The 17,556-nt window shown below is 62.3% G+C and carries 16 protein-coding genes; 1 reads left to right on the top strand and 15 read right to left on the bottom strand.

Translation table 11 applies throughout. The features are described 5' to 3' along the window. Window positions 1–55: 55 nt before the first annotated feature. The 9 genes from PQG80_RS06290 to pnpS form a co-directional block, all read right to left on the bottom strand. On the bottom strand, window positions 56–697 hold the full coding sequence (locus PQG80_RS06290) for a hypothetical protein (protein WP_271750369.1): 642 nt from the start codon (window positions 695–697) through the stop codon (window positions 56–58). A 95-nt stretch (window positions 698–792) separates the two neighbouring features. Next, the gene (gene nfsA, locus PQG80_RS06285; protein WP_271750368.1) at window positions 793–1,539 is read right to left on the bottom strand and encodes an oxygen-insensitive NADPH nitroreductase; all 747 of its coding nucleotides are present in this window, start codon (window positions 1,537–1,539) and stop codon (window positions 793–795) included. Window positions 1,540–1,699: 160 nt separating this feature from the next. Then, entirely contained in the window at window positions 1,700–2,263 is a 564-nt protein-coding gene (locus PQG80_RS06280; protein ID WP_271750367.1) for a peroxiredoxin, read from the bottom strand. A 79-nt stretch (window positions 2,264–2,342) separates the two neighbouring features. Beyond that, window positions 2,343–3,293, bottom strand: coding sequence for a thioredoxin-disulfide reductase (trxB, locus tag PQG80_RS06275; RefSeq protein ID WP_271750366.1), 951 nt, complete (start codon window positions 3,291–3,293; stop codon window positions 2,343–2,345). A gap of 123 nt (window positions 3,294–3,416) precedes the next feature. Beyond that, a complete protein-coding gene (locus PQG80_RS06270; protein ID WP_271750365.1) occupies window positions 3,417–4,109 on the bottom strand; it encodes a winged helix-turn-helix transcriptional regulator in 693 nt (230 codons plus the stop codon). Beyond that, entirely contained in the window at window positions 4,082–4,480 is a 399-nt protein-coding gene (locus PQG80_RS06265; RefSeq protein ID WP_271750364.1) for a Fur family transcriptional regulator, read from the bottom strand. Before PQG80_RS06265 ends, PQG80_RS06270 begins: the two co-directional genes overlap by 28 nt. A gap of 527 nt (window positions 4,481–5,007) precedes the next feature. Further along, window positions 5,008–7,077 (bottom strand): molybdopterin-containing oxidoreductase family protein, encoded by a 2,070-nt coding sequence (locus tag PQG80_RS06260; RefSeq protein WP_271750363.1) that lies wholly within the window; start codon window positions 7,075–7,077, stop codon window positions 5,008–5,010. Between the two features lie 97 nt (window positions 7,078–7,174). Continuing rightward, on the bottom strand, window positions 7,175–7,906 hold the full coding sequence (locus PQG80_RS06255) for a response regulator transcription factor (RefSeq protein ID WP_271750501.1): 732 nt from the start codon (window positions 7,904–7,906) through the stop codon (window positions 7,175–7,177). A gap of 114 nt (window positions 7,907–8,020) precedes the next feature. After that, window positions 8,021–9,829 carry a two-component system histidine kinase PnpS gene (pnpS, locus tag PQG80_RS06250; protein WP_271750500.1) on the bottom strand — a complete coding sequence of 603 codons (1,809 nt, stop codon included), beginning with the start codon at window positions 9,827–9,829 and terminating at the stop codon, window positions 8,021–8,023. A 182-nt stretch (window positions 9,830–10,011) separates the two neighbouring features. Here pnpS and yfbR point away from each other — a divergent pair, with 182 nt between their 5' ends. Continuing rightward, on the top strand, window positions 10,012–10,629 hold the full coding sequence (yfbR, locus tag PQG80_RS06245; RefSeq protein WP_271750362.1) for a 5'-deoxynucleotidase: 618 nt from the start codon (window positions 10,012–10,014) through the stop codon (window positions 10,627–10,629). Window positions 10,630–10,712: 83 nt separating this feature from the next. Here yfbR and PQG80_RS06240 read toward each other — a convergent pair whose 3' ends face one another. From PQG80_RS06240 to citZ, 6 genes are all read right to left on the bottom strand, one after another. Further along, window positions 10,713–11,138 carry a DUF2269 family protein gene (locus tag PQG80_RS06240; protein ID WP_271750361.1) on the bottom strand — a complete coding sequence of 142 codons (426 nt, stop codon included), beginning with the start codon at window positions 11,136–11,138 and terminating at the stop codon, window positions 10,713–10,715. Between the two features lie 112 nt (window positions 11,139–11,250). Beyond that, window positions 11,251–12,483, bottom strand: a complete 1,233-nt coding sequence (locus PQG80_RS06235; RefSeq protein WP_271750360.1) for an aminopeptidase — start codon at window positions 12,481–12,483, stop codon at window positions 11,251–11,253. After that, window positions 12,480–13,622: a M24 family metallopeptidase gene (locus PQG80_RS06230; protein ID WP_271750359.1), complete on the bottom strand. Its 1,143-nt coding sequence runs from the start codon at window positions 13,620–13,622 to the stop codon at window positions 12,480–12,482. The genes PQG80_RS06235 and PQG80_RS06230 overlap by 4 nt, the downstream gene beginning before the upstream one ends. A 111-nt stretch (window positions 13,623–13,733) precedes the next feature. Continuing rightward, the gene (gene mdh, locus PQG80_RS06225) at window positions 13,734–14,678 is read right to left on the bottom strand and encodes a malate dehydrogenase (protein WP_271750358.1); all 945 of its coding nucleotides are present in this window, start codon (window positions 14,676–14,678) and stop codon (window positions 13,734–13,736) included. 295 nt (window positions 14,679–14,973) lie between these two features. Continuing rightward, window positions 14,974–16,269, bottom strand: coding sequence for an NADP-dependent isocitrate dehydrogenase (gene icd / locus PQG80_RS06220; RefSeq protein ID WP_271750357.1), 1,296 nt, complete (start codon window positions 16,267–16,269; stop codon window positions 14,974–14,976). A 150-nt stretch (window positions 16,270–16,419) separates the two neighbouring features. Beyond that, a complete protein-coding gene (gene citZ / locus PQG80_RS06215; RefSeq protein WP_271750356.1) occupies window positions 16,420–17,532 on the bottom strand; it encodes a citrate synthase in 1,113 nt (370 codons plus the stop codon). Window positions 17,533–17,556 lie beyond the last annotated feature (24 nt).

Raw genomic sequence — 17,556 nt, 5'->3', positions numbered from 1 at the left:
TGCGAGCGCATGCCCTGCGGCCTGCATCGTGATGGCTGCGCGAGAGGCAAGCCCGTTAGCTGCCCGAGGTCACCCGGGCGACTTCCTCCTTGTGGCGCTCGAGCGCAGCGCTGCCGCCGAACAGGATCAGCCCGTCCCGGTTCGGCAGGCGCAGCTCCAGCTCTCCGGCCTCGGGCACGAATCGGAGATCGAACGAGAAGTCCCGGCCGATCTCGTCCGAATGCGCTTGAAGACCGCCGTACACGAGCGTACCGTCCGCGCTCAGCGGCTTCTCGAGCAACGTGGACGTATCCGGCAGCGCGAACTTCACCGAGCGCTGGCCATTCCACAGCACGCCTTCTCCGCCGGCGATCAGGAAGCTCCCTTTGCGGACTACCTTAAGATCGATCGACAGCGCGCCCTCGAGGTCGGTGCCGGACACGTAGAGCGGATCCTTCTTGGTCATATCGACCTTGCCCGCCCACGCCGGCAGCGGCTCGACTCCGGTCGACTTCAGATCGAAGTGGTAGGACTTCTGCTCTCCGTCCGCAGGCAGCGCCGCCGCCGCCGATGCGGAAGCCTGGGCCGATGACGTCGCAGCCGCGCCCGGCGAATCGCTCGCCGAATTCGAATCGCCAGACGCGCATCCCGCCAGCAGCAGTGCCGACAACAGGGCGGCGGCGGTCCCTTTCCCAATAGATCTCAGTATCGCGTCCATCCTCCTTCACAGCCTTGTCGCAATGGATAGTAGTATAGGACACGGGAACGTTCGGCGACAAGGTCGAACGCGTGAACATTCAGCCGGCTGCGCCGTTAACGCTTCAGAAAACCCTTGCTGTTCAAAAAGTCCAGCATATGGAGCCGATTGGGCCTCGTCAGCCATTCCGCCATGATCTCCGTCCAAGGCGTGCTCTTGCGGCCATCCGTGCGCATCCGCAGGTAGCGGGTCATGGTCTCGTCGTAGTCCGCGACGCTGCCGAGCGCTTTTTCCGCGTCGTACGCGTTCATATGAAGCACCGCATCGACCGGCAATCTGGGACGCTGCCCGCTCAGCTGTCCGGGCACCCCGACGCACATGCCGAATACGGGATAGGCCAGCTCCGGCACATTCAACAGGGCGGACACTTCCGCGATCCGGTTGCGAATCCCGCCTATATAGCAAACGCCGTAACCCATGGATTCTGCCGCGATCGCGGCGTTCTGAGCGGCGAGCGCGGCGTCCACCGTCGCGACGATAAAGTTCTCCGCGGAGTCCGCGTACGTGTCGCTGCCGTCCGGGATATACTTGGCGGCGGCATGCGACAGGCGGTTCAGATCCGCGCACCACACGAGAAATACGGCGCATGTCTCCACGTATTCCTGATTGCCCGTCAAGACGGACAGCTCGCGCCTCAGCGCCGGGTCGGTCACCGCGATGACGCTGTAAGCTTGCACGTTGCTCGACGTCGATGCCATCTGGCCCGCCGCGACAATCACTCTGAGATCTTCCTCCGGCAGCGGAGATCCTTCGAAGGCGCGTACGGATCGGTGCTGCATCAGCAGCGAGACGATCTCGTTCATAGCGTTTCACACTCCTGTTCTCTTAATCCGCCGTTCGTTTTCGTCCATTTCCGCCTCTTAGCACTTTCCCCATTGCGCCCATGCGTGAAGCGATACGCCGGTGAACGGGCAACAGACCGGAAGCCGCGCTTCCGGTCTGTCTCATGCGTAAGGATAGGATTTAGCCGAGCGTCTTCTGGCCGGGCTTCCAGTTCACCGGACACAGACCGCCGGATTGGAGCGCCTGCAGAACGCGGAGGGTCTCGTCCACGCTGCGGCCGACGTTCATGTCGGTGACGACCTGGTAGCGCAGCACGCCTTCGGGATCGACGATGAACAGGCCGCGGTGCGCCGCGCCGCTGACATCGTCAAGAATGCCGTACGCATGCGCCGTCTCCTTGGTGAAGTCGGACACGATCGGAAACTTGATGGCGCCGATGCCGTTCTGTTCGACCGGCGTATCGATCCAGGCTTTGTGCGTATAGATGCTGTCCACCGATGCGCCAAGCACTTCGCAGCCCAGTGCCTTGAACTCGTCGTAGCTGTCGCTGAAGCCGCGAATCTCGGTCGGGCACACGAAGGTGAAGTCGAAGGGCCAGAAGAAGAAAACGAGCCATTTGCCGCGGTAATCTTCGAGCGAGATCTTCGTCTCGAGCGAGTCGAGGTTTTGCGTGGACAGCAGGTTAAAGGTAGGTGCGGGCAGACCGACCTTGGCGAATGGATAAGGGTTGGCGAGCGTCGTCATAATGGGATGATTCCTCCTAGGTGTAGTTTGTCGCGAATCGGGGATAACGCTGGCATGACATGTTCTACCGGCTTAAGTCTTAGAAAACGGCGGCAATCGAAGCCGGCGACTCGTTCGCTTCCAAGAAGCGTTCGCAGTCCAAGGCGGCCATGCAGCCCGTTCCGGCGGCGCTGATCGCCTGGCGGTACTTGCTGTCCTGAACGTCGCCGCAGGCGAATACCCCGGGAATGTTGGTCTCGGTCGTGCCCGGCGTGACGAGGATGTAGCCGGTCTCGTCCGTCTTCAGCTGACCTTCCAGGAACTTCGTGTTCGGCGTGTGGCCGATCGCCACGAATACGCCTTCCGCCTCGATCAATTCCTCTTCGCCCGTCTCGTTGTTGCGTACCTTGAGACCCTTCACGCCAAGCGGCCCGGCAACGACTTCAAGCGGCGTGCGGTTCAAGCTCCAGCTGATCTTGCCGTTCTCGCGGGCGCGCTCCTGCATGATCTTCGAGGCGCGCAGCTCGGAGCGGCGATTGACGAGCACGACTTCCGATGCGAAGCGGGTCAGGAAGTTCGCTTCCTCCATCGCCGAGTCGCCGCCGCCGATAACGACGATCTTCTTGCCGCGGAAAAAGAAGCCGTCGCAGGTCGCGCAGGTGCTCACGCCGCGTCCGACGTTGTCCTTTTCCCCGGGGATGCCCAGGTACTTGGCCGAAGCGCCGGTCGATACGATGACGGTCTGGGCTTGCAGCTCTTCCTTGCCGTCGACCGTGAGCGTGAACGGACGCTGCGACAGATCCGCCTTCGTCACCCAGCCGCTGCGGAATTCGGCGCCGAAGCGCTGCGCCTGCTTGCGCATATTATCCATCAATTCCGGGCCCATGATACCATCCGGGAATCCCGGAAAATTCTCCACTTCGGTCGTCGTCGTCAACTGTCCGCCGGGCTCCGGCCCTTCGATGACGAGAGGCGAGAGTCCTGCGCGTGCGAGGTAGATGGCAGCCGTCAACCCCGCGGGGCCGGTGCCTACGATAATGGTATGTCTCATATGACGCTCTCCTTTCGACGCTTGCCGTTCGTATGAATCTATCTTATCATCGCGCCGCATCCGCGGCATGAAGGCCGAATGAAGGCGGCATGAACGTTTCATGAAGAAGGACGCGCCGCGCGCCTAGTCCGCCGTGCGATAGCCTACGCCGCGAACCGTTACGATGTATCGCGGATTTTTCGGATCGTCGCCCAGCTTCTTGCGCAGACTTTTGATATGAACGTCGATGGAGTTGCTGCCGCCGAAGAAGCCCTCTCCCCACAGCTTCTCCATGAGGTCCTGGCGGGACAGCACGCCGCCCCCGGCCATAAGCAGCGTCCGCAAGATATCGAACTCGGTCTTGGTGAACTCGATCCTCCGCCCGTCCTGCTGCACGGTCACGCGGCGCAGATCCATGCGCACATCCTTGAATACGGCCTCGTCGGGTCCCGCTTGCGGCGCGCTCTTGCCTGCCATGTCTTCGATGCGGGCCAGCAGCGGTCCGATCTCTCCGGGCCATGCCTCGCTCGAGGCGGCATCCGCGGATGCCGTCCCTTGCCCTGCGGGATCCACGAGATACAGCGCGGGTACCTTGAGCTCGGCCATCCCGCTCAGCGGATCTTGTCCCGCGATCGAGCGGTCGGCGACGAGCAGGTCGATCTGGAGGGAGGAGAGCAACGCCTCCTGCCCATGCCGGAAGACGAGCACGTCGTAGCAGCGCGTCGTCAGCTCAGCCAGCAGCGGCTGCAGCCGGGCCGGGTACGCGCTGACGACCGCGATCCTCCGCGTCGTGTCGCAATACGCGCCCATCAGTTCTTCGGCTTGGATGTCCGGCATGCGGGGCACTCTCCTCTGAATATAAATTGTTCTTCCGTGAGCGCGTACCCGCTCTCCTCGGCGACCAGCGCGAGCCACTCGGCCGGCGGCGGCGTCATGACCTCGTCGACGCGCCCGCAGGACGCGCATACGATATGCGCGTGATCCTCGTCGCGGCCGTCGTAGCGGCTCGTCTTGCCCTCGAGCTTCAGCTCGCGGATCAACCCTTCGTCGGTCAGATAGCGAAGCGAATTGTAGACGGTGGCGTAGGCGACGGACTGTCCCTGCGACTTGAGCCGGTCAATGATATCGGCGGCCGTCGGATGATCGTCGGCGCGCATCACGATGTCGTAGACGAGCTTGCGGGGGGCCGTCAGATTGCGCTTTGTCATGGGAATCCCCTCTTTATTTGAAATAGATAGCATACGATTTAAACTTAGATTTAGTTTAAATTTATATCACTAATTTGTCAAGCTGGAGCGACCGTCACCGGTGGCATCGCCTCTTCTCGTGAAGGCGATGCGCTCCCGCCCCAACCAAACCGCCACATCGCCTCTTCTAGTGAAGGCGATGCGCCTCCGCACCAACCCAATTGCCCCATCGCCTCTTCTAGTGAAGGTGATGCGCCTCCGCACCAACCCAATTGCCCCATCGCCTCTTCTAGTGAAGGCGATGCGCTCCCGTACCAACCAAACCGCCACATCGCCTCTTCTAGTGAAGGCGATGCGCCTCCGCGCCAACCAAACCGCCACATCGCCTCTTCTAGTGAAGGCGATGCGCTCCCGTACCAACCAAACCGCCACATCGCCTCTTCTAGTGAAGGCGATGCGCCTCCGCCCGTCCGCCGGGCCGAGTCCGATGCACGCAAAAAAGAAGCAGGAGCGAGCCTCCTGCTTCTACTCTATCGCTCAATGCGCCTCTAGATCACGGCGCTGCCGACTGTCTGCGCAGCCTTCTCCACCGCCACGCGGCCGGAGAAAAATACCGCGCCGCCGCCCATGTCGGACAGCCGGTCCGGCGTGAGCGCGTTGACCGTAGCGCTGCGCCCGTCGGCTCTGTCCGCCCATAGCCCTTGGCTGACCACGACGCCGGGCAGCACATCTTCGCCGACCGCCGCGGTGAGCCAAGCCTCGCCTCGCCCGTTCCGGATCCGTACCTCTTCGCCGTTTGCGATGCCGAGCGCAGCCGCGTCCGCCGCGTTCATGTGCAGCTTGGGCGCCTTCTCCATCCCCGCGTGCTTGTCGTTGTTGGAGAAGGTGGAATTCAGAAAGTTGTGGTTCGGCGCCGGAATGAACGCGAACGGATAGTCCCCGTCGTCCGGCAGCGGCGCATACGTCGGCATCGGCGGCAAGCCGTGCCGTTCCATCGTCCGCGAATACAGCTCGATCTTGCCGCTCGGCGTCCGCAGCCTGCCCGGGAGCAGCGGCTTCACGTCGGCGCGCACGAACTTCCGGTCGACCAACGCTTCATAGGTAATCGGTCCATAGGCAGGATTGCCCGGGAAATCGACGGCCTGTCGAATCATCGCCGCATCGTCGTCCTTGAACGCCTCTTCCTCGTACCCCATGCCCGCGGCGAGCAGCCGGAATACGTCATTGTTGGATTTGCTGTCGCCGTAGGGCGCGATGACCGGCTCTTGAATCTGCACGTAATGATGCCAGTAAGAATGGTACAAATCGGTGTTCTCGAACGCCGACGTCGCAGGCAGCACGATGTCCGCGTACCTCGCCGTCTCCGTCAGGAACAAGTCGTGCACGACGGTGAACAAGTCCTCGCGCGCCAGCCCTTCCCTCACCTTGTTCGATTCCGGCGCGACGACGGCAGGGTTGCTGTTGTACACGTAAAGGGACGAGATCGGCGGCGTCAGCTCCAGCAGCGCGCTGCCGATCCGGTTCATGTTGACGCGGCGCGCCTGCCGGCCGCCGCGCAGATCGGGGCGCTCGAGCGCCTTGGCGTTATGCCCGACATAGCCGCCGTTGCCCTTGATCGCGCCGCCGCCCGGCACGAGCCACTGCCCCGTCAGCGCGGGCAGGCAGGAGATCGCGCGTACGTTCATGCCGCCGTTGTCGTGGTGCTGAATCCCGTTGCCGATGCGGATGAAGGACGGCGTCGTCCGTCCGTACAGCCGGGCAAGCTCCAAGATGTCCGCCTCCGGCACGCCGGTGATCCCGGATACGGTCGCCGGATCGTATGCCGCCGCATGCGCGCGCAGCTCCTCATGGCCTTCGGTATACTCGCGCAAGAACGCCTCGTTCGTCATCCCTTCCGCAAATAACACGTGCATGATCCCGAGCGCCAGCGCCGTATCGGTGCCGGGACGCAGCGGAATGAACCAATCCGCCCATTTGCCCGTCCGGTTGCGGTGCACGTCGATGGCGACGATCTTCGCGCCGGCCTTGCGCGCCTGCTCCGCGATCGTGACCTGATGCATGTTGGTGCTGACCGCGTTGATGCCCCAGAAAATGAACAGCTTGGCATGGACCGTCTCCTCGGGATCGGTGCCGTAGCTGCCGCCCATCGTGTACCGGTAACCGACCGTGCCTGCGGCCTCGCAGATCGTCTGGTCGAGCTCGGATGCGTTCATCCGGTTGAAAAAGCGCGTGCCCATGCCCTCCGTCCCGATCCGGCCCATATTACCGTAGAAGCTGTAAGGCAGGATGCTCTCCGGGCCCTGCGACGCGATCAACGCCTGCCAGCGTCCGGTAATCTCCGCGATCGCCTCGTCCCAGGAGATCGGCACGAACCTTCCCTCGCCCTTGGGACCGACGCGCCTCAGCGGCGTGCTTAGCCGCTTGTCGTCGTAGATGCGCGCAGCCATATGGCGCACCTTGTTGCAGATCGCGCCGCGGGTAACCGGGTGATCCGGGTCCCCTTCGACTTTGACGATGACGCCGTCCCGCTTGTGCACGAGCAAGCCGCATTGGTCCGGGCAGTCGAGCGAACAGACGGAGGGGAAAACGCCGTCCCGCTGCGTGATATAGTCGTTCATATTCCGAGTCAACTCCTTTAATCGTGCCCCCATTTTAACACAAAGAAGACGAATCCGCCGTCCATTACGGGCGAATTCGTCCTGCTTGACCTTCCGATTACGCTTTTCCCGCGATGCCGGTCTTCCGGCTGACGGTCAGCTTGTAGCCGACGCCGCGGATCGACTCGATCTGCACCGACTGCTGGTTCAGCTCTAGCTTCTTGCGCAGCGAGCTGACATGCACGTCGACCGTCCGCTGTCCGCCGATATAATCGAAACCCCAGACGACGTTCATCAGGTCGTCGCGGGTGATGACGATCCCGGGCCGCTCGGCCAGGTACAGCAGCACCTCGAATTCCTTGGGGCGGAGCGTGATCCATTCGCTGCCGACCTGTACCTCGTATTTGTCCGGATAGATCTGCAGCGCGCCGAGCGAGATGACCTTTTCCCCCGCCGGGTCGGCCTTGGGTCTGGCCTCCTCGTTGCGCGACCGCCGCAGCACGGCGGACGTGCGGGCGAGCAACTCCGCGACGCCGAACGGCTTGGTGATATAGTCGTCCGCGCCCAGCTTGAGCCCCTGCACGACCTCCTCCTCCGCGTTGCGGGCGGTGAGGATGATGACCGGCGTCTTCACGCCGTGCTGGCGCAGCTTCTGCAGCACCTCGAAGCCGTTCATGCCCGGCAGCATCAAGTCAAGGAATATAATGGCATACTCGTCGTGAATCGCCTTATGGAGACCCTCGGCGCCATTGCCGATCACTTCGGTCTCGTATCCGTCCTGCGACAGATTGTAGGTGACCAGACGCGCTATCGTAGGTTCGTCCTCAATAATCAGCACCTTGTCCGACATAAGCTCCTCCAGTCCGATCGGTCGGTCTGACGTCCCGGCCTCTTCAGTCAATTTATCATGCCGCCGTAAATTAAGTATCATCCCAAGGTAAACGCCGTGTAAAATCACATGTCGCTAATAGTCTTGGATCAGCGGCAGCTCGATGATAAAAGTCGAGCCTACGCCGACCGCGCTCTCCACCCGGATCGCGCCGTGATGCAGCTCTACAAGGTGCTTGACGATCGACAGTCCGAGTCCCGTGCCCCCCGAACTTCTGGAGCGGGCCTTATCCACCCGGTAGAATCGCTCGAAGATACGGGGCAGGTCCTTCTTCGGAATGCCGATCCCCGTATCCGATACGGTGATGCGGACGCGCTCTTCTCCGTCAGCCTCGTCTTCCGGCTCGACGACGGTGGCCCTGACCTTCACCCGGCCGCCCTCCGGCGTATAGCTGATGCCGTTCTGCAGCAGGTTGAGGGTAATCTGCCCGAGCCGGTCCTCGTCGGCCTCGATGAAGAGCTCCTCGGGCACGTCGAGCTCCAGCGCGATTTCCTTTTTGGAAGCTTCCGGTCCGAGGAACTCGAGCTGCCGCTCCAGGAACGTCTTCAGATCGATCGGGGAAAATTGCAGCGGCGAACGACGCGATTCGATCTTGGAGAGCTCCAGAATGTCGCCGATCAGGCGGTTCAACCGGTCGCTCTCCTCTTGGATGATCTTGAGGAACGACCTGGCGGTCTCCGGATCGTTCACCGCGCCCGCGAGCAGCGTCTCCGCGAAGCCCTTGACCGCGGCGACCGGGGTCTTGAGCTCGTGCGAGACGTTCGCGACGAACTCGCTGCGCATCCGCTCCAGACGCCGGATCGCGCTCACGTCCTGCAGGACCAGGAGCAGGCCCGGCGCCGTATCGTCGTCCATCGGGATCGGCACCAGATGCAGCTCCAGGAGGCGCTCCTCCGGGTAATAGACCGTGAGCTCCTCGTGAATCGGCTCGCCTGTCTCGAAGCCGCTGCGGATCAGCTGCAGCAATTCGTACTGCTGCTTGGCCTCGGTATAGCTGCGGCCGACCCGCTCCCGCGCCAGGCTGCCCAGCAGCAGCTCCGCGCTGCGGTTGTAGATGCGGATACGGCCGTCCGGACCGATCATGACGACGCCGCTGATCATATGGTCGAGCACCGATTGCAGATGGAGCTCGTTCCTGCGGATCTCGCCCATATGATCCTGCAGGTTGGCGGCCATCGCGTTGAGCGCCCTGCCCAGCTCGCCGATCTCGTCCTTGCCCGCGTCGGGAATGCGGACCTTGTAGTCCATCCCCGCCATCCGCTTGGCCGCCGCCGTCATGCGCTCGAGCGGCCGCGTAACGCTGAGCGCCACCCTGTAACTGACGAGCGCGGCTAGCGCGAACACCGCCAGCAGTCCGAGCGCGAGCGCCAGCCACATGCGGTCCAGGCTGTGCTCGACGGCGGAGAGCGACATCGCCAGGCGGATGACGCCGAGCGGCCGCTGCGACGCGTCGTCCTTCACCGCATACGCGACGTACAGCATATTCTCGTCCAGCGTACCGCTGTGGCGGATGCTCTGGCCGAAGCCCGACGCCAGCGCCTCGCGGACCTCCTCGCGGTCGGAGTGGTTGTCCATCGTGCCCGGCGCATGGTCGGAATCCCCGAGCACTTCGCCGCTCGGCGCTACGTACGTCACCCGCATGTCCGCCAGCTCCTTGAAGCGGGTCGCCTGCGCCTGGAGGTATTCGGACTGCTCCGCCGCCGTTTGGTCCCCGGGCCAAGGCGCGGCCGCGGAGAGGACGCGAAGCTGCGTTTCCATGTGGCTCCTCAGCGCTTCGAGATGATTATGCTTGTAGAACTGCCCCGTAAAGATGCCGGCCGCCAGCACGGACAAGCCGATGAGCAGCATGAACAAGGCAGTCAGTTTCAATCGGAATTTACTCATTTGCGCGCCCGTGCGGCCTGTCATGCGTATAGTTAATCCTCCCGATGCCGACTTTTCTCCATCTTAACACAGGAGTATTAGCGCAGTGTAAATTCGGCCCAACTTAACAGAACCTTGCTGTGCGACCCCACAGACCGTAAGGTATATTCATACTAGGAAAATCGAATAGGAGGTCAACGAACGTGCAGCAGCATCATTTTCTCGCGTACCTGTACCGTCTCCGCTATATCGAGCGATGGAGTCTCATGCGCAATTCGACCCAAGAAAACGTAGCGGAGCACTCCTATCACACCGCGCTGCTCGCCCACCTGCTCTGTACGATCGCGCGGGACGTGTACGGCCGCGAGGTCGATCCCGACAAGGCGGCGGGGCGCGCGCTGTTCCACGATGCGACGGAGGTGTTCACCGGAGATATCCCGACGCCCGTCAAGCATCACAACCCGGCCATCCTGTCCAACTTCAGGGATCTGGAGCGGCTGGCCGCCCAGCGCCTGCTCGAGACCGTGCCGCCCGAGCTCGCGCGTACGTACGAACCGCTGCTGACAAGGCAGTCTCAGGAGGACGAGCTGAATCGTTACGTCAAGGCGGCGGACATTCTCGACGGCTATCTCAAATGCGTCTCCGAGATGTCCGCGGGCAACCGGGAATTCGCCACCGCGCGCAAGCAGTTCGAGGAGCGGCTGTCGGCCCTCTGCATGCCGGAGGTGGATTGGTTCCTGAACCGCCTGGCGCCGAGCTTCGAGAAGACGATCGACGAGCTGTCGGAGCAGGCGCAGGCGCGGGACGATTTTTCCGATTAAAGCGCGCATGAACAAAAGAAGCTCCGCCCGCGCTGGTCGCGCCGGGCAGAGCCTCTCCGGGTATTCATATACCGGATTATAGATTAAGCAAACCACGGATTCTTCATGAGCCAGACGACGACCAGGAAGAGGATGAGAATGATGAAGCTGAGCGTCTGCACGCGAGAGATGTTGCCGGACGCGTCCTGGCCGCCGGAAGCGGCTGCCACGATGCGCTTAAGCGGCGCCTGCACGATGCCGGACAATGCGCCGAGCGCGACGAACAGCACGATGACCGTAACCATCCAAGATACCTCGTACTCCGATTGCGAGATGAGGTAACCGCCCGTCAACAACTGCAAGACCAAGGAATACTGGCCGATGCGACCCGCCGTCACGAGACCGCTGGCAAGGCCTTCTTGGGCCGGCGTGGACAGCTGCCGGAAGCGCTTGGCCAGAAACGGCAGAATGGCGTAGATCCCCATCCCGATCGCTCCGACGATGTGCAAGAAAATCATTACGTCATACATCGCGATAAGTACCCCCCGAACCAAAATAAGACAAGTCACCATTCAGTATACACAAATCGCGGGAACAAGTAAAAAAGGTCCCCTTTCAAGCCGAAAAGGGACCTTTTCCGATTCAAAACGCCCAATCGCCCTTGACGAACACCCGCTCTTCGCTGCCGTCCGCCGTCACGCCATAAATGTCCAGCTCGCCCGAGCCGACCATAAAGTCGGTATGCACCGTGCTATTGTTTAGCCCGCGCGCCAGCAGCTCTTCCTGGCTGAGGTCCGCGCCGCCGGCGATGCAAGACGAATAGGCGCCGCCGACGGCCAGATGGCAAGAAGCATTTTCGTCGAACAGCGTCTTGAAGAACAGCAAGCCGCTGTCCGAGATCGGCGACCGGTGCGGCACGAGCGCGACTTCGCCGAGATAAGCTGCGCCTTCGTCCATTTGAACGAGGGTCGCGAGCGCTTCGGCCCCGGTGGCGGCGGAAGTGCGGATCGCCTTCCCGTTCTCGAATTCCAGCGAAAAGCCGTCGATGATCCGGCCTGCATAGCTGAGCGGCTTCGTGCTGGACACCCTGCCGTTCACGCCTTCGCGCCGCGGAGCCGTGTACACTTCTTCGGTCGGCAGGTTCGGCACGAACCAGACGCCGTCCGCGTTCTGCTTGCGCCCGCCGAGCCATACATGATCCGTCGGCAGCTCGATCGTCAGGTCGGTGCCCGGCGCCGCGTAGCGCAGCGCGCGATATTGCTTGGCGTTCAGCGTGTCGGCCCTGCGCTTCAGATTCGACAGATGCGCTTCCCAAGCCTCCAGCGTGTCCTCGCGGTCCGCGCGCACGAGCTTGAAGATGGCGTCCCACAGCAAGCCGATCCGGGCCGACTCGGGCGCATCCGGGAATACTTTGTCCGCCCACCCCTGAGACGGCGTCGTCGCGATGGTCCAGCTGAACTTGAAGCCGCGCGACAGCACCCGGTAATCCTTCATCGCCCGGCCCGCGGCCAGCTGCGCATCCGCAATCCGGCTGCCGGGCACGCCGCTAAGCAGATCGGGATTGTCCGACATAATATTGATCGTCGCGGCGCCCGCGCGCGCCAGCTCCAGCTTCTCCGCCGCCGACCATTTCGGCTCCTCCCTGAACGCCTCGTCCGGCGCCAGGTCGTATTTCAACCTCGTCACCGCTTCGTCCGCCCAGAACACCTTGACGTTATAGGCGCCTGCCTCGTAGCACCTCTTCACCACCAGGCGCGTCAGCTCCGCTCCTTCGAGCGACGCGTTGACGACGACCGTCTGGCCTTGCTGCACGTTCGCTCCGATCCTGACGATCAGGTCGGCATACCGCCCCAGCTTTTGCTTAAAATCGTTCATTGGTCCACGCTCCTCTCTTCATCTTCGGCGGAAATGAGGGTTAACTGCTTGGGAAAACGCGTCAGCACGCCCGCCGTGCCGTCCTCGCGAATATAGACGTCATCCTCGATGCGCACCCCGCCGACGACCGTATCGTACACGCCCGGCTCGACGGTGAACACCATGCCGGGAGCAAGGAGCGTATCGTTCACGCCGGACATGGACGGCTGCTCGTGTATATCCATCCCGAAGCCGTGTCCGACCCGGTGCGTGAACAGCGGACCGAAGCCGGCGCCCTCGATCTTCCCGCGCGCGGCGGCATCGACCGCGGATACCGGCACCCCGGCAGCGGCCGCTGCGATACCCGCTTCGTTGGCGGCCAGCACCGCCTCATAGATGGCGCGCTGCGCTTCGGAGGCTTCGCCGACGACAAAGGTGCGCGTGATGTCCGAGCAATAGCCGCCCGCCTGCACGCCGATGTCGATGAGCAGAAAATCGCCGCGCCGGATCGCGTGCTGGCCCGGCACGCCGTGCGGCAGCGCCGAACGCGGCCCCGTCAGCACGATCGTCTCGAAGGCCGGACGGTCCGCGCCCAGCTCCCGCATCTTGCGCTCGATCTCCGCCGCCAGCTCCAGCTCGGTCATGCCGACGCGAACCCGGGATACGGCGTGCGCCATGACCGCTTCAATGATATCGACCGCCCGCTGGATGCGGCCGATCTCGTCCGCGCTCTTGGCGATCCGCATGTCCAGGATCGGCTGCTCGAGGTCTGCGAAGCCAGACCCTGGGTATACGGCTTGAAGCTTCTCGGCCTTGGCCAGACTGACGACGCCCTTCTCGACGCCGATCTGTCCCGCAGCCGGACCGGGCGAATGCCGTCCCAGCAGCTCGTATGCATCGTCGCTGTCCGAGATCGGCAGAATCTCGAGACCGGATGCCGCCTCTTCCGCCGCGGTCGCGTCCAGCAGGGGCACGTAAAGTTTGGCATCGCGCGTATCGCTGTCCAGCGCCAGCGCCAAAAAACGCTCGTGCGGGTTGCAGGAGAAGCCGGTCAAGTAAGCGACGTTCGTCGGAGAGGTCACGAGACCGATGCCGATCCCTTGACGCGTCATCGTCTCCATCAGGCGACTCCTTCTCTCTATGTATACCTCGTTTGCCATCGGGATCTCTTCCTTTCGTTCGCAGCTTCGCCTTCGCGCAGCATAGCGTATCGCAAAAACAACTCCAAGGCACGGACCCTGGAGTTGGACTCAAAGCAGGCCAAGCGCATTTTACACGCTTTCGACGACCTTGATGACATTGCGGACGGACTCGGCGGACTTCTCGAGCGCTGCCTTCTCTTCATCCGTCAGGTCCAGTTCGAATACCTTCTCGATGCCGACGCCGCCCAGAACGGCCAGCACGCCCATAAACAGGTTATCGTAACCGTATTCCCCTTGAAGCAAGGCGATGACGGGGAGGATCCGCTTCTTGTCCTTGAGGATCGCTTCGGTCATCTGGACGAGCGAGGCCGCGGGGGCGTAGTAGGCGCTGCCGTTGCCAAGCAGGCTGACGATCTCGCCGCCGCCGACGCGCGTACGGGCGACGATTGCTTCGATCTCTTCCTTTGGCAGCAGCTTGTCGACCGGGATGCCGCCGATGGTCGTGTAGCGCACGAGCGGAACCATGTCGTCGCCGTGGCCGCCGAGCACGACGCCGCGTACGTCTTCGACGGAGACGTTCAGCGCCTGGGCGAGAAACGTGTTGTAGCGTGCCGTGTCGAGGACGCCGGATTGGCCGATGACGCGGTTCTTAGGGAAGCCAAGCGCCTTGTTGGCTACGTAAGTCATCGCGTCGACCGGGTTGGACAGGATAATGACATAGGCGTTCGGACTGGTAGCCTTCACGTTCTCGCAGACGGACTTCACGATGCCCGCGTTGGTGTTGACCAGATCGTCTCGGCTCATGCCAGGCTTGCGCGCGATGCCGGCCGTGATGATGACGACGTCGGAGTCGGCGGAATCCGCATAGTCCGCAGTGCCGACGATCTTGGCGTCGAAGCCTTGAACCGGTCCAGCTTCCGCCATATCCAGCGCCTTGCCCTTCGTCGGATTTTCCAGCTGCGGAATATCGACCAGTACGACGTCCCCCAATTCCTTCTGCGCCAGCATCAACGCCGTAGTCGCGCCCGTAAACCCGGCCCCCACGACCGTAATTTTCGCCCGTTTAATTGTCATTCGTTTTTCCCTCCTAGAAGTTCCTCCCGAATAGGTTACCCGTTTCCTCGCCCGCGCTACTCTTCCCTTGCCCTGAATGATCGCCGTGCCCAGCCGTCCATATCTCTCTAAAAAAACAATCCCCCTCGCCGACACGTGGAGCACCGACGAAGAGGACCGTTATTTATAGCGTTTCTCCCCCGCCTAGCCCAGTCCTGAACCGACTCTATCACGCAATCGTTATTCGGACAGGGTGTCCAGAGGGCAACGCCCTTTGGAATCCCCCTTTGAAGGGGGACTTAGGGGGTGAATTTCATTACATGTTCTTAATGATCTCGTCCGCGAACGCCGAGCACTTCACCTCGGTCGCGCCTTCCATCAGACGAGCGAAGTCGTACGTGACGATCTTGTTGTTGATGGACTTTTCCAGACCCTTGTAGATCAGGTCCGCCGCTTCGAGCCAGCCCAGGTGCTCGAACATCATGACGCCGGACAGGATAACGGAGCCCGGATTAACGACGTCCTTGTCGGCATACTTCGGCGCGGTGCCGTGCGTAGCTTCGAAGATGGCGTGGCCGGTCATGTAGTTGATGTTCGCGCCCGGCGCGATGCCGATGCCGCCAACTTGGGCAGCCAGGGCGTCGGACAGGTAGTCGCCGTTCAGGTTCAGCGTCGCGATGACGTCGAAGTCCGTCGGACGCGTCAGCACTTGCTGCAGCGCGATGTCGGCGATGGCGTCCTTCACGAGGATCTTGCCTTCTGCAAGCGCGGCCTTCTGCGCTGCGTTAGCCGCTTCTTCGCCTTGCTCGGCCTTGATGGCGTCGTATTGATTCCAAGTGAACACTTGGCCGCCGAACTCGCGCTCGGCCAGATCGTAGCCCCAGTTCTTGAACGCGCCCTCGGTGAACTTCATGATGTTGCCCTTGTGCACGAGGGTGACCGACTTGCGCTTGTGCTTGATCGCGTACTCGATCGCGGCGCGAATCAGGCGCTCGGAGCCGTCCTTGGATACCGGCTTGATGCCGATGCCGGAAGTCTCCGGGAAACGGATCTTCTTGACGCCCATTTGCTGCTGCAGGAACTCGATGACCTTCTTCGCGTCCGCAGTCTCGGCTTGGTACTCGATGCCGGCGTAGATGTCCTCGGTGTTCTCGCGGAAGATGACCATGTCGACCAGCTCGGGACGCTTGACCGGCGATGGCACGCCGTCGAAGTAACGAACCGGACGCAGGCACACGTACAGGTCGAGCTCTTGGCGAAGCGCGACGTTCAGGGAGCGGATGCCGCCGCCGATCGGCGTCGTCAGCGGGCCCTTGATCGCGATGATGTATTCGCGGATCGCGGTCAGCGTGTCGGCAGGCAGCCATTCGCCGTAAGCATTAAACGCTTTTTCGCCGGCGAATACTTCGTACCAGGCGATTTGCTTCTCGCCGCCGTAAGCTTTCTCTACGGCTGCGTCGAGCACGCGCTTGGAAGCGCGCCAGATGTCGCGGCCCGTGCCGTCGCCTTCGATGAAGGGGATGATCGGATTGTTAGGGACGTTCAGGACGCCGTTATCGTTGACTTTGATCGGTTCGCCGGATTGCGGCAGTTCGAATTTTTCGAGTTGCATGGATGGGTAGCCTCCTGGAATATAAAGTGTTGAATGAATCGCGAAGTTGGAGCGAAGCCGAGTGCCGAAGCGCTCTGCGTGGCGCGGCAAACCGGCGCGCCTCGCGACCGGTACGGTCGGACGGCACGCCGGACGCCGCCAAGCCCTTGATTAACGCTCGTCGATCGGCGCGTAGTGCTGGTCGACGGGGCCGACGTACTCCGCGCGAGGACGGATCAGACGGTTGTCCGCGAGCTGCTCGAGAATGTGCGCGGTCCAGCCGGATACGCGGCTGATCGCGAAGATCGGCGTGAACAGGTCGCGCGGAATGCCGAGCAGCGTGTAGCACGAAGCCGAGTAGAAGTCGACGTTCGGCTTCAGGCCCTTCTGGCCCGTCACGAGCTCTTCGATGCGGACGGACATGTCGTACAGGCGGCTGTCGCCGTTCAGCTCGCTGAGGTTCTTGGACATTTGCTGCAGGTGCTTGGCGCGCGGGTCGCCCGTGCGGTAGACGCGGTGGCCGAAGCCCATGATCTTCTCTTTGTTGTTCAGCTTGTTCTGGATGAACGGCTCGACGTTATCCAGCGTGCCGATCTCGTCCAGCATGACCATGACCGCTTCGTTGGCGCCGCCGTGGAGCGGGCCCTTCAGCGCGCCGATCGCGGACGTAACGCCGGAGTAGATGTCCGACAGCGTCGCGACGGTGACGCGCGCGGCGAACGTCGAAGCGTTGAGCTCGTGGTCCGCGTGCAGCACGAGCGCCTTGTCGAGCGCGGTGACGGCCACGTCGGACGGCTCCTCGCCGGTCAGCATGTACAGGAAGTTATGCGCGACGCCGACGCCGGACTTCGGCGCGACCGGCTCCTTGCCTTCGCGCAGGCGCGCGAAAGCGGCGATCACGGTGCCCATCTGGGCTTGCAGCTTGATCGCCTTGCGGTAGTTGGCTTCCTTGCCCGGGTCGTTGGCCTCGGCATCGTACAGCGCCAGGCTCGAGATCGCCGTGCGAAGAGCGGCCATGGAGTTCGCGCCCTTCGGATAGAGGCGCAGTCCGTCGATGACCTCGCTCGGAACCTTGGCCGCTTCGCTCAGCTGCGCGTTCAGTCCGTCGAGCTCGCTCTTGGTCGGAAGCTTGCCGTTCCAGAGCAAATATGCGACTTCTTCAAAGCTAGCCTTTTCGGCCAACTCGTCGATGTTGTACCCGCGGTACGTCAGCACGCCGTCGATAATGGAACTGATGGACGAGGATGCGGCGACGATTCCTTCTAGGCCTTTGGTAGCTGTCATGGTTCTCTCTCCTTCAATTCCAAG

It is taken from the genome of Cohnella rhizoplanae (genome assembly GCF_948329515.1).
Taxonomy (GTDB): Bacteria; Bacillota; Bacilli; order Paenibacillales; family Paenibacillaceae; genus Cohnella; species Cohnella rhizoplanae.
The sequence above is the reverse complement of the archived record's forward strand: the minus strand, read 5'-3'. Positions and strand labels throughout refer to the sequence as shown.

What these genes read in the sequence shown, in the direction of transcription:
- pnpS (WP_271750500.1), bottom strand. Translation starts at nt 9,829, where the DNA reads ATGAGTAAATTCCGATTGAAACTGACTGCCTTGTTCATGCTGCTCATC.
- trxB (WP_271750366.1), bottom strand. Translation starts at nt 3,293, where the DNA reads ATGAGACATACCATTATCGTAGGCACCGGCCCCGCGGGGTTGACGGCT.
- PQG80_RS06290 (WP_271750369.1), bottom strand. Translation starts at nt 697, where the DNA reads ATGGACGCGATACTGAGATCTATTGGGAAAGGGACCGCCGCCGCCCTG.
- PQG80_RS06265 (WP_271750364.1), bottom strand. Translation starts at nt 4,480, where the DNA reads ATGACAAAGCGCAATCTGACGGCCCCCCGCAAGCTCGTCTACGACATC.
- PQG80_RS06280 (WP_271750367.1), bottom strand. Translation starts at nt 2,263, where the DNA reads ATGACGACGCTCGCCAACCCTTATCCATTCGCCAAGGTCGGTCTGCCC.
- PQG80_RS06230 (WP_271750359.1), bottom strand. Translation starts at nt 13,622, where the DNA reads ATGGCAAACGAGGTATACATAGAGAGAAGGAGTCGCCTGATGGAGACG.
- PQG80_RS06255 (WP_271750501.1), bottom strand. Translation starts at nt 7,906, where the DNA reads ATGTCGGACAAGGTGCTGATTATTGAGGACGAACCTACGATAGCGCGT.
- nfsA (WP_271750368.1), bottom strand. Translation starts at nt 1,539, where the DNA reads ATGAACGAGATCGTCTCGCTGCTGATGCAGCACCGATCCGTACGCGCC.
- mdh (WP_271750358.1), bottom strand. Translation starts at nt 14,678, where the DNA reads ATGACAATTAAACGGGCGAAAATTACGGTCGTGGGGGCCGGGTTTACG.
- PQG80_RS06270 (WP_271750365.1), bottom strand. Translation starts at nt 4,109, where the DNA reads ATGCCGGACATCCAAGCCGAAGAACTGATGGGCGCGTATTGCGACACG.
- icd (WP_271750357.1), bottom strand. Translation starts at nt 16,269, where the DNA reads ATGCAACTCGAAAAATTCGAACTGCCGCAATCCGGCGAACCGATCAAA.
- PQG80_RS06240 (WP_271750361.1), bottom strand. Translation starts at nt 11,138, where the DNA reads ATGTATGACGTAATGATTTTCTTGCACATCGTCGGAGCGATCGGGATG.
- PQG80_RS06260 (WP_271750363.1), bottom strand. Translation starts at nt 7,077, where the DNA reads ATGAACGACTATATCACGCAGCGGGACGGCGTTTTCCCCTCCGTCTGT.
- citZ (WP_271750356.1), bottom strand. Translation starts at nt 17,532, where the DNA reads ATGACAGCTACCAAAGGCCTAGAAGGAATCGTCGCCGCATCCTCGTCC.
- PQG80_RS06235 (WP_271750360.1), bottom strand. Translation starts at nt 12,483, where the DNA reads ATGAACGATTTTAAGCAAAAGCTGGGGCGGTATGCCGACCTGATCGTC.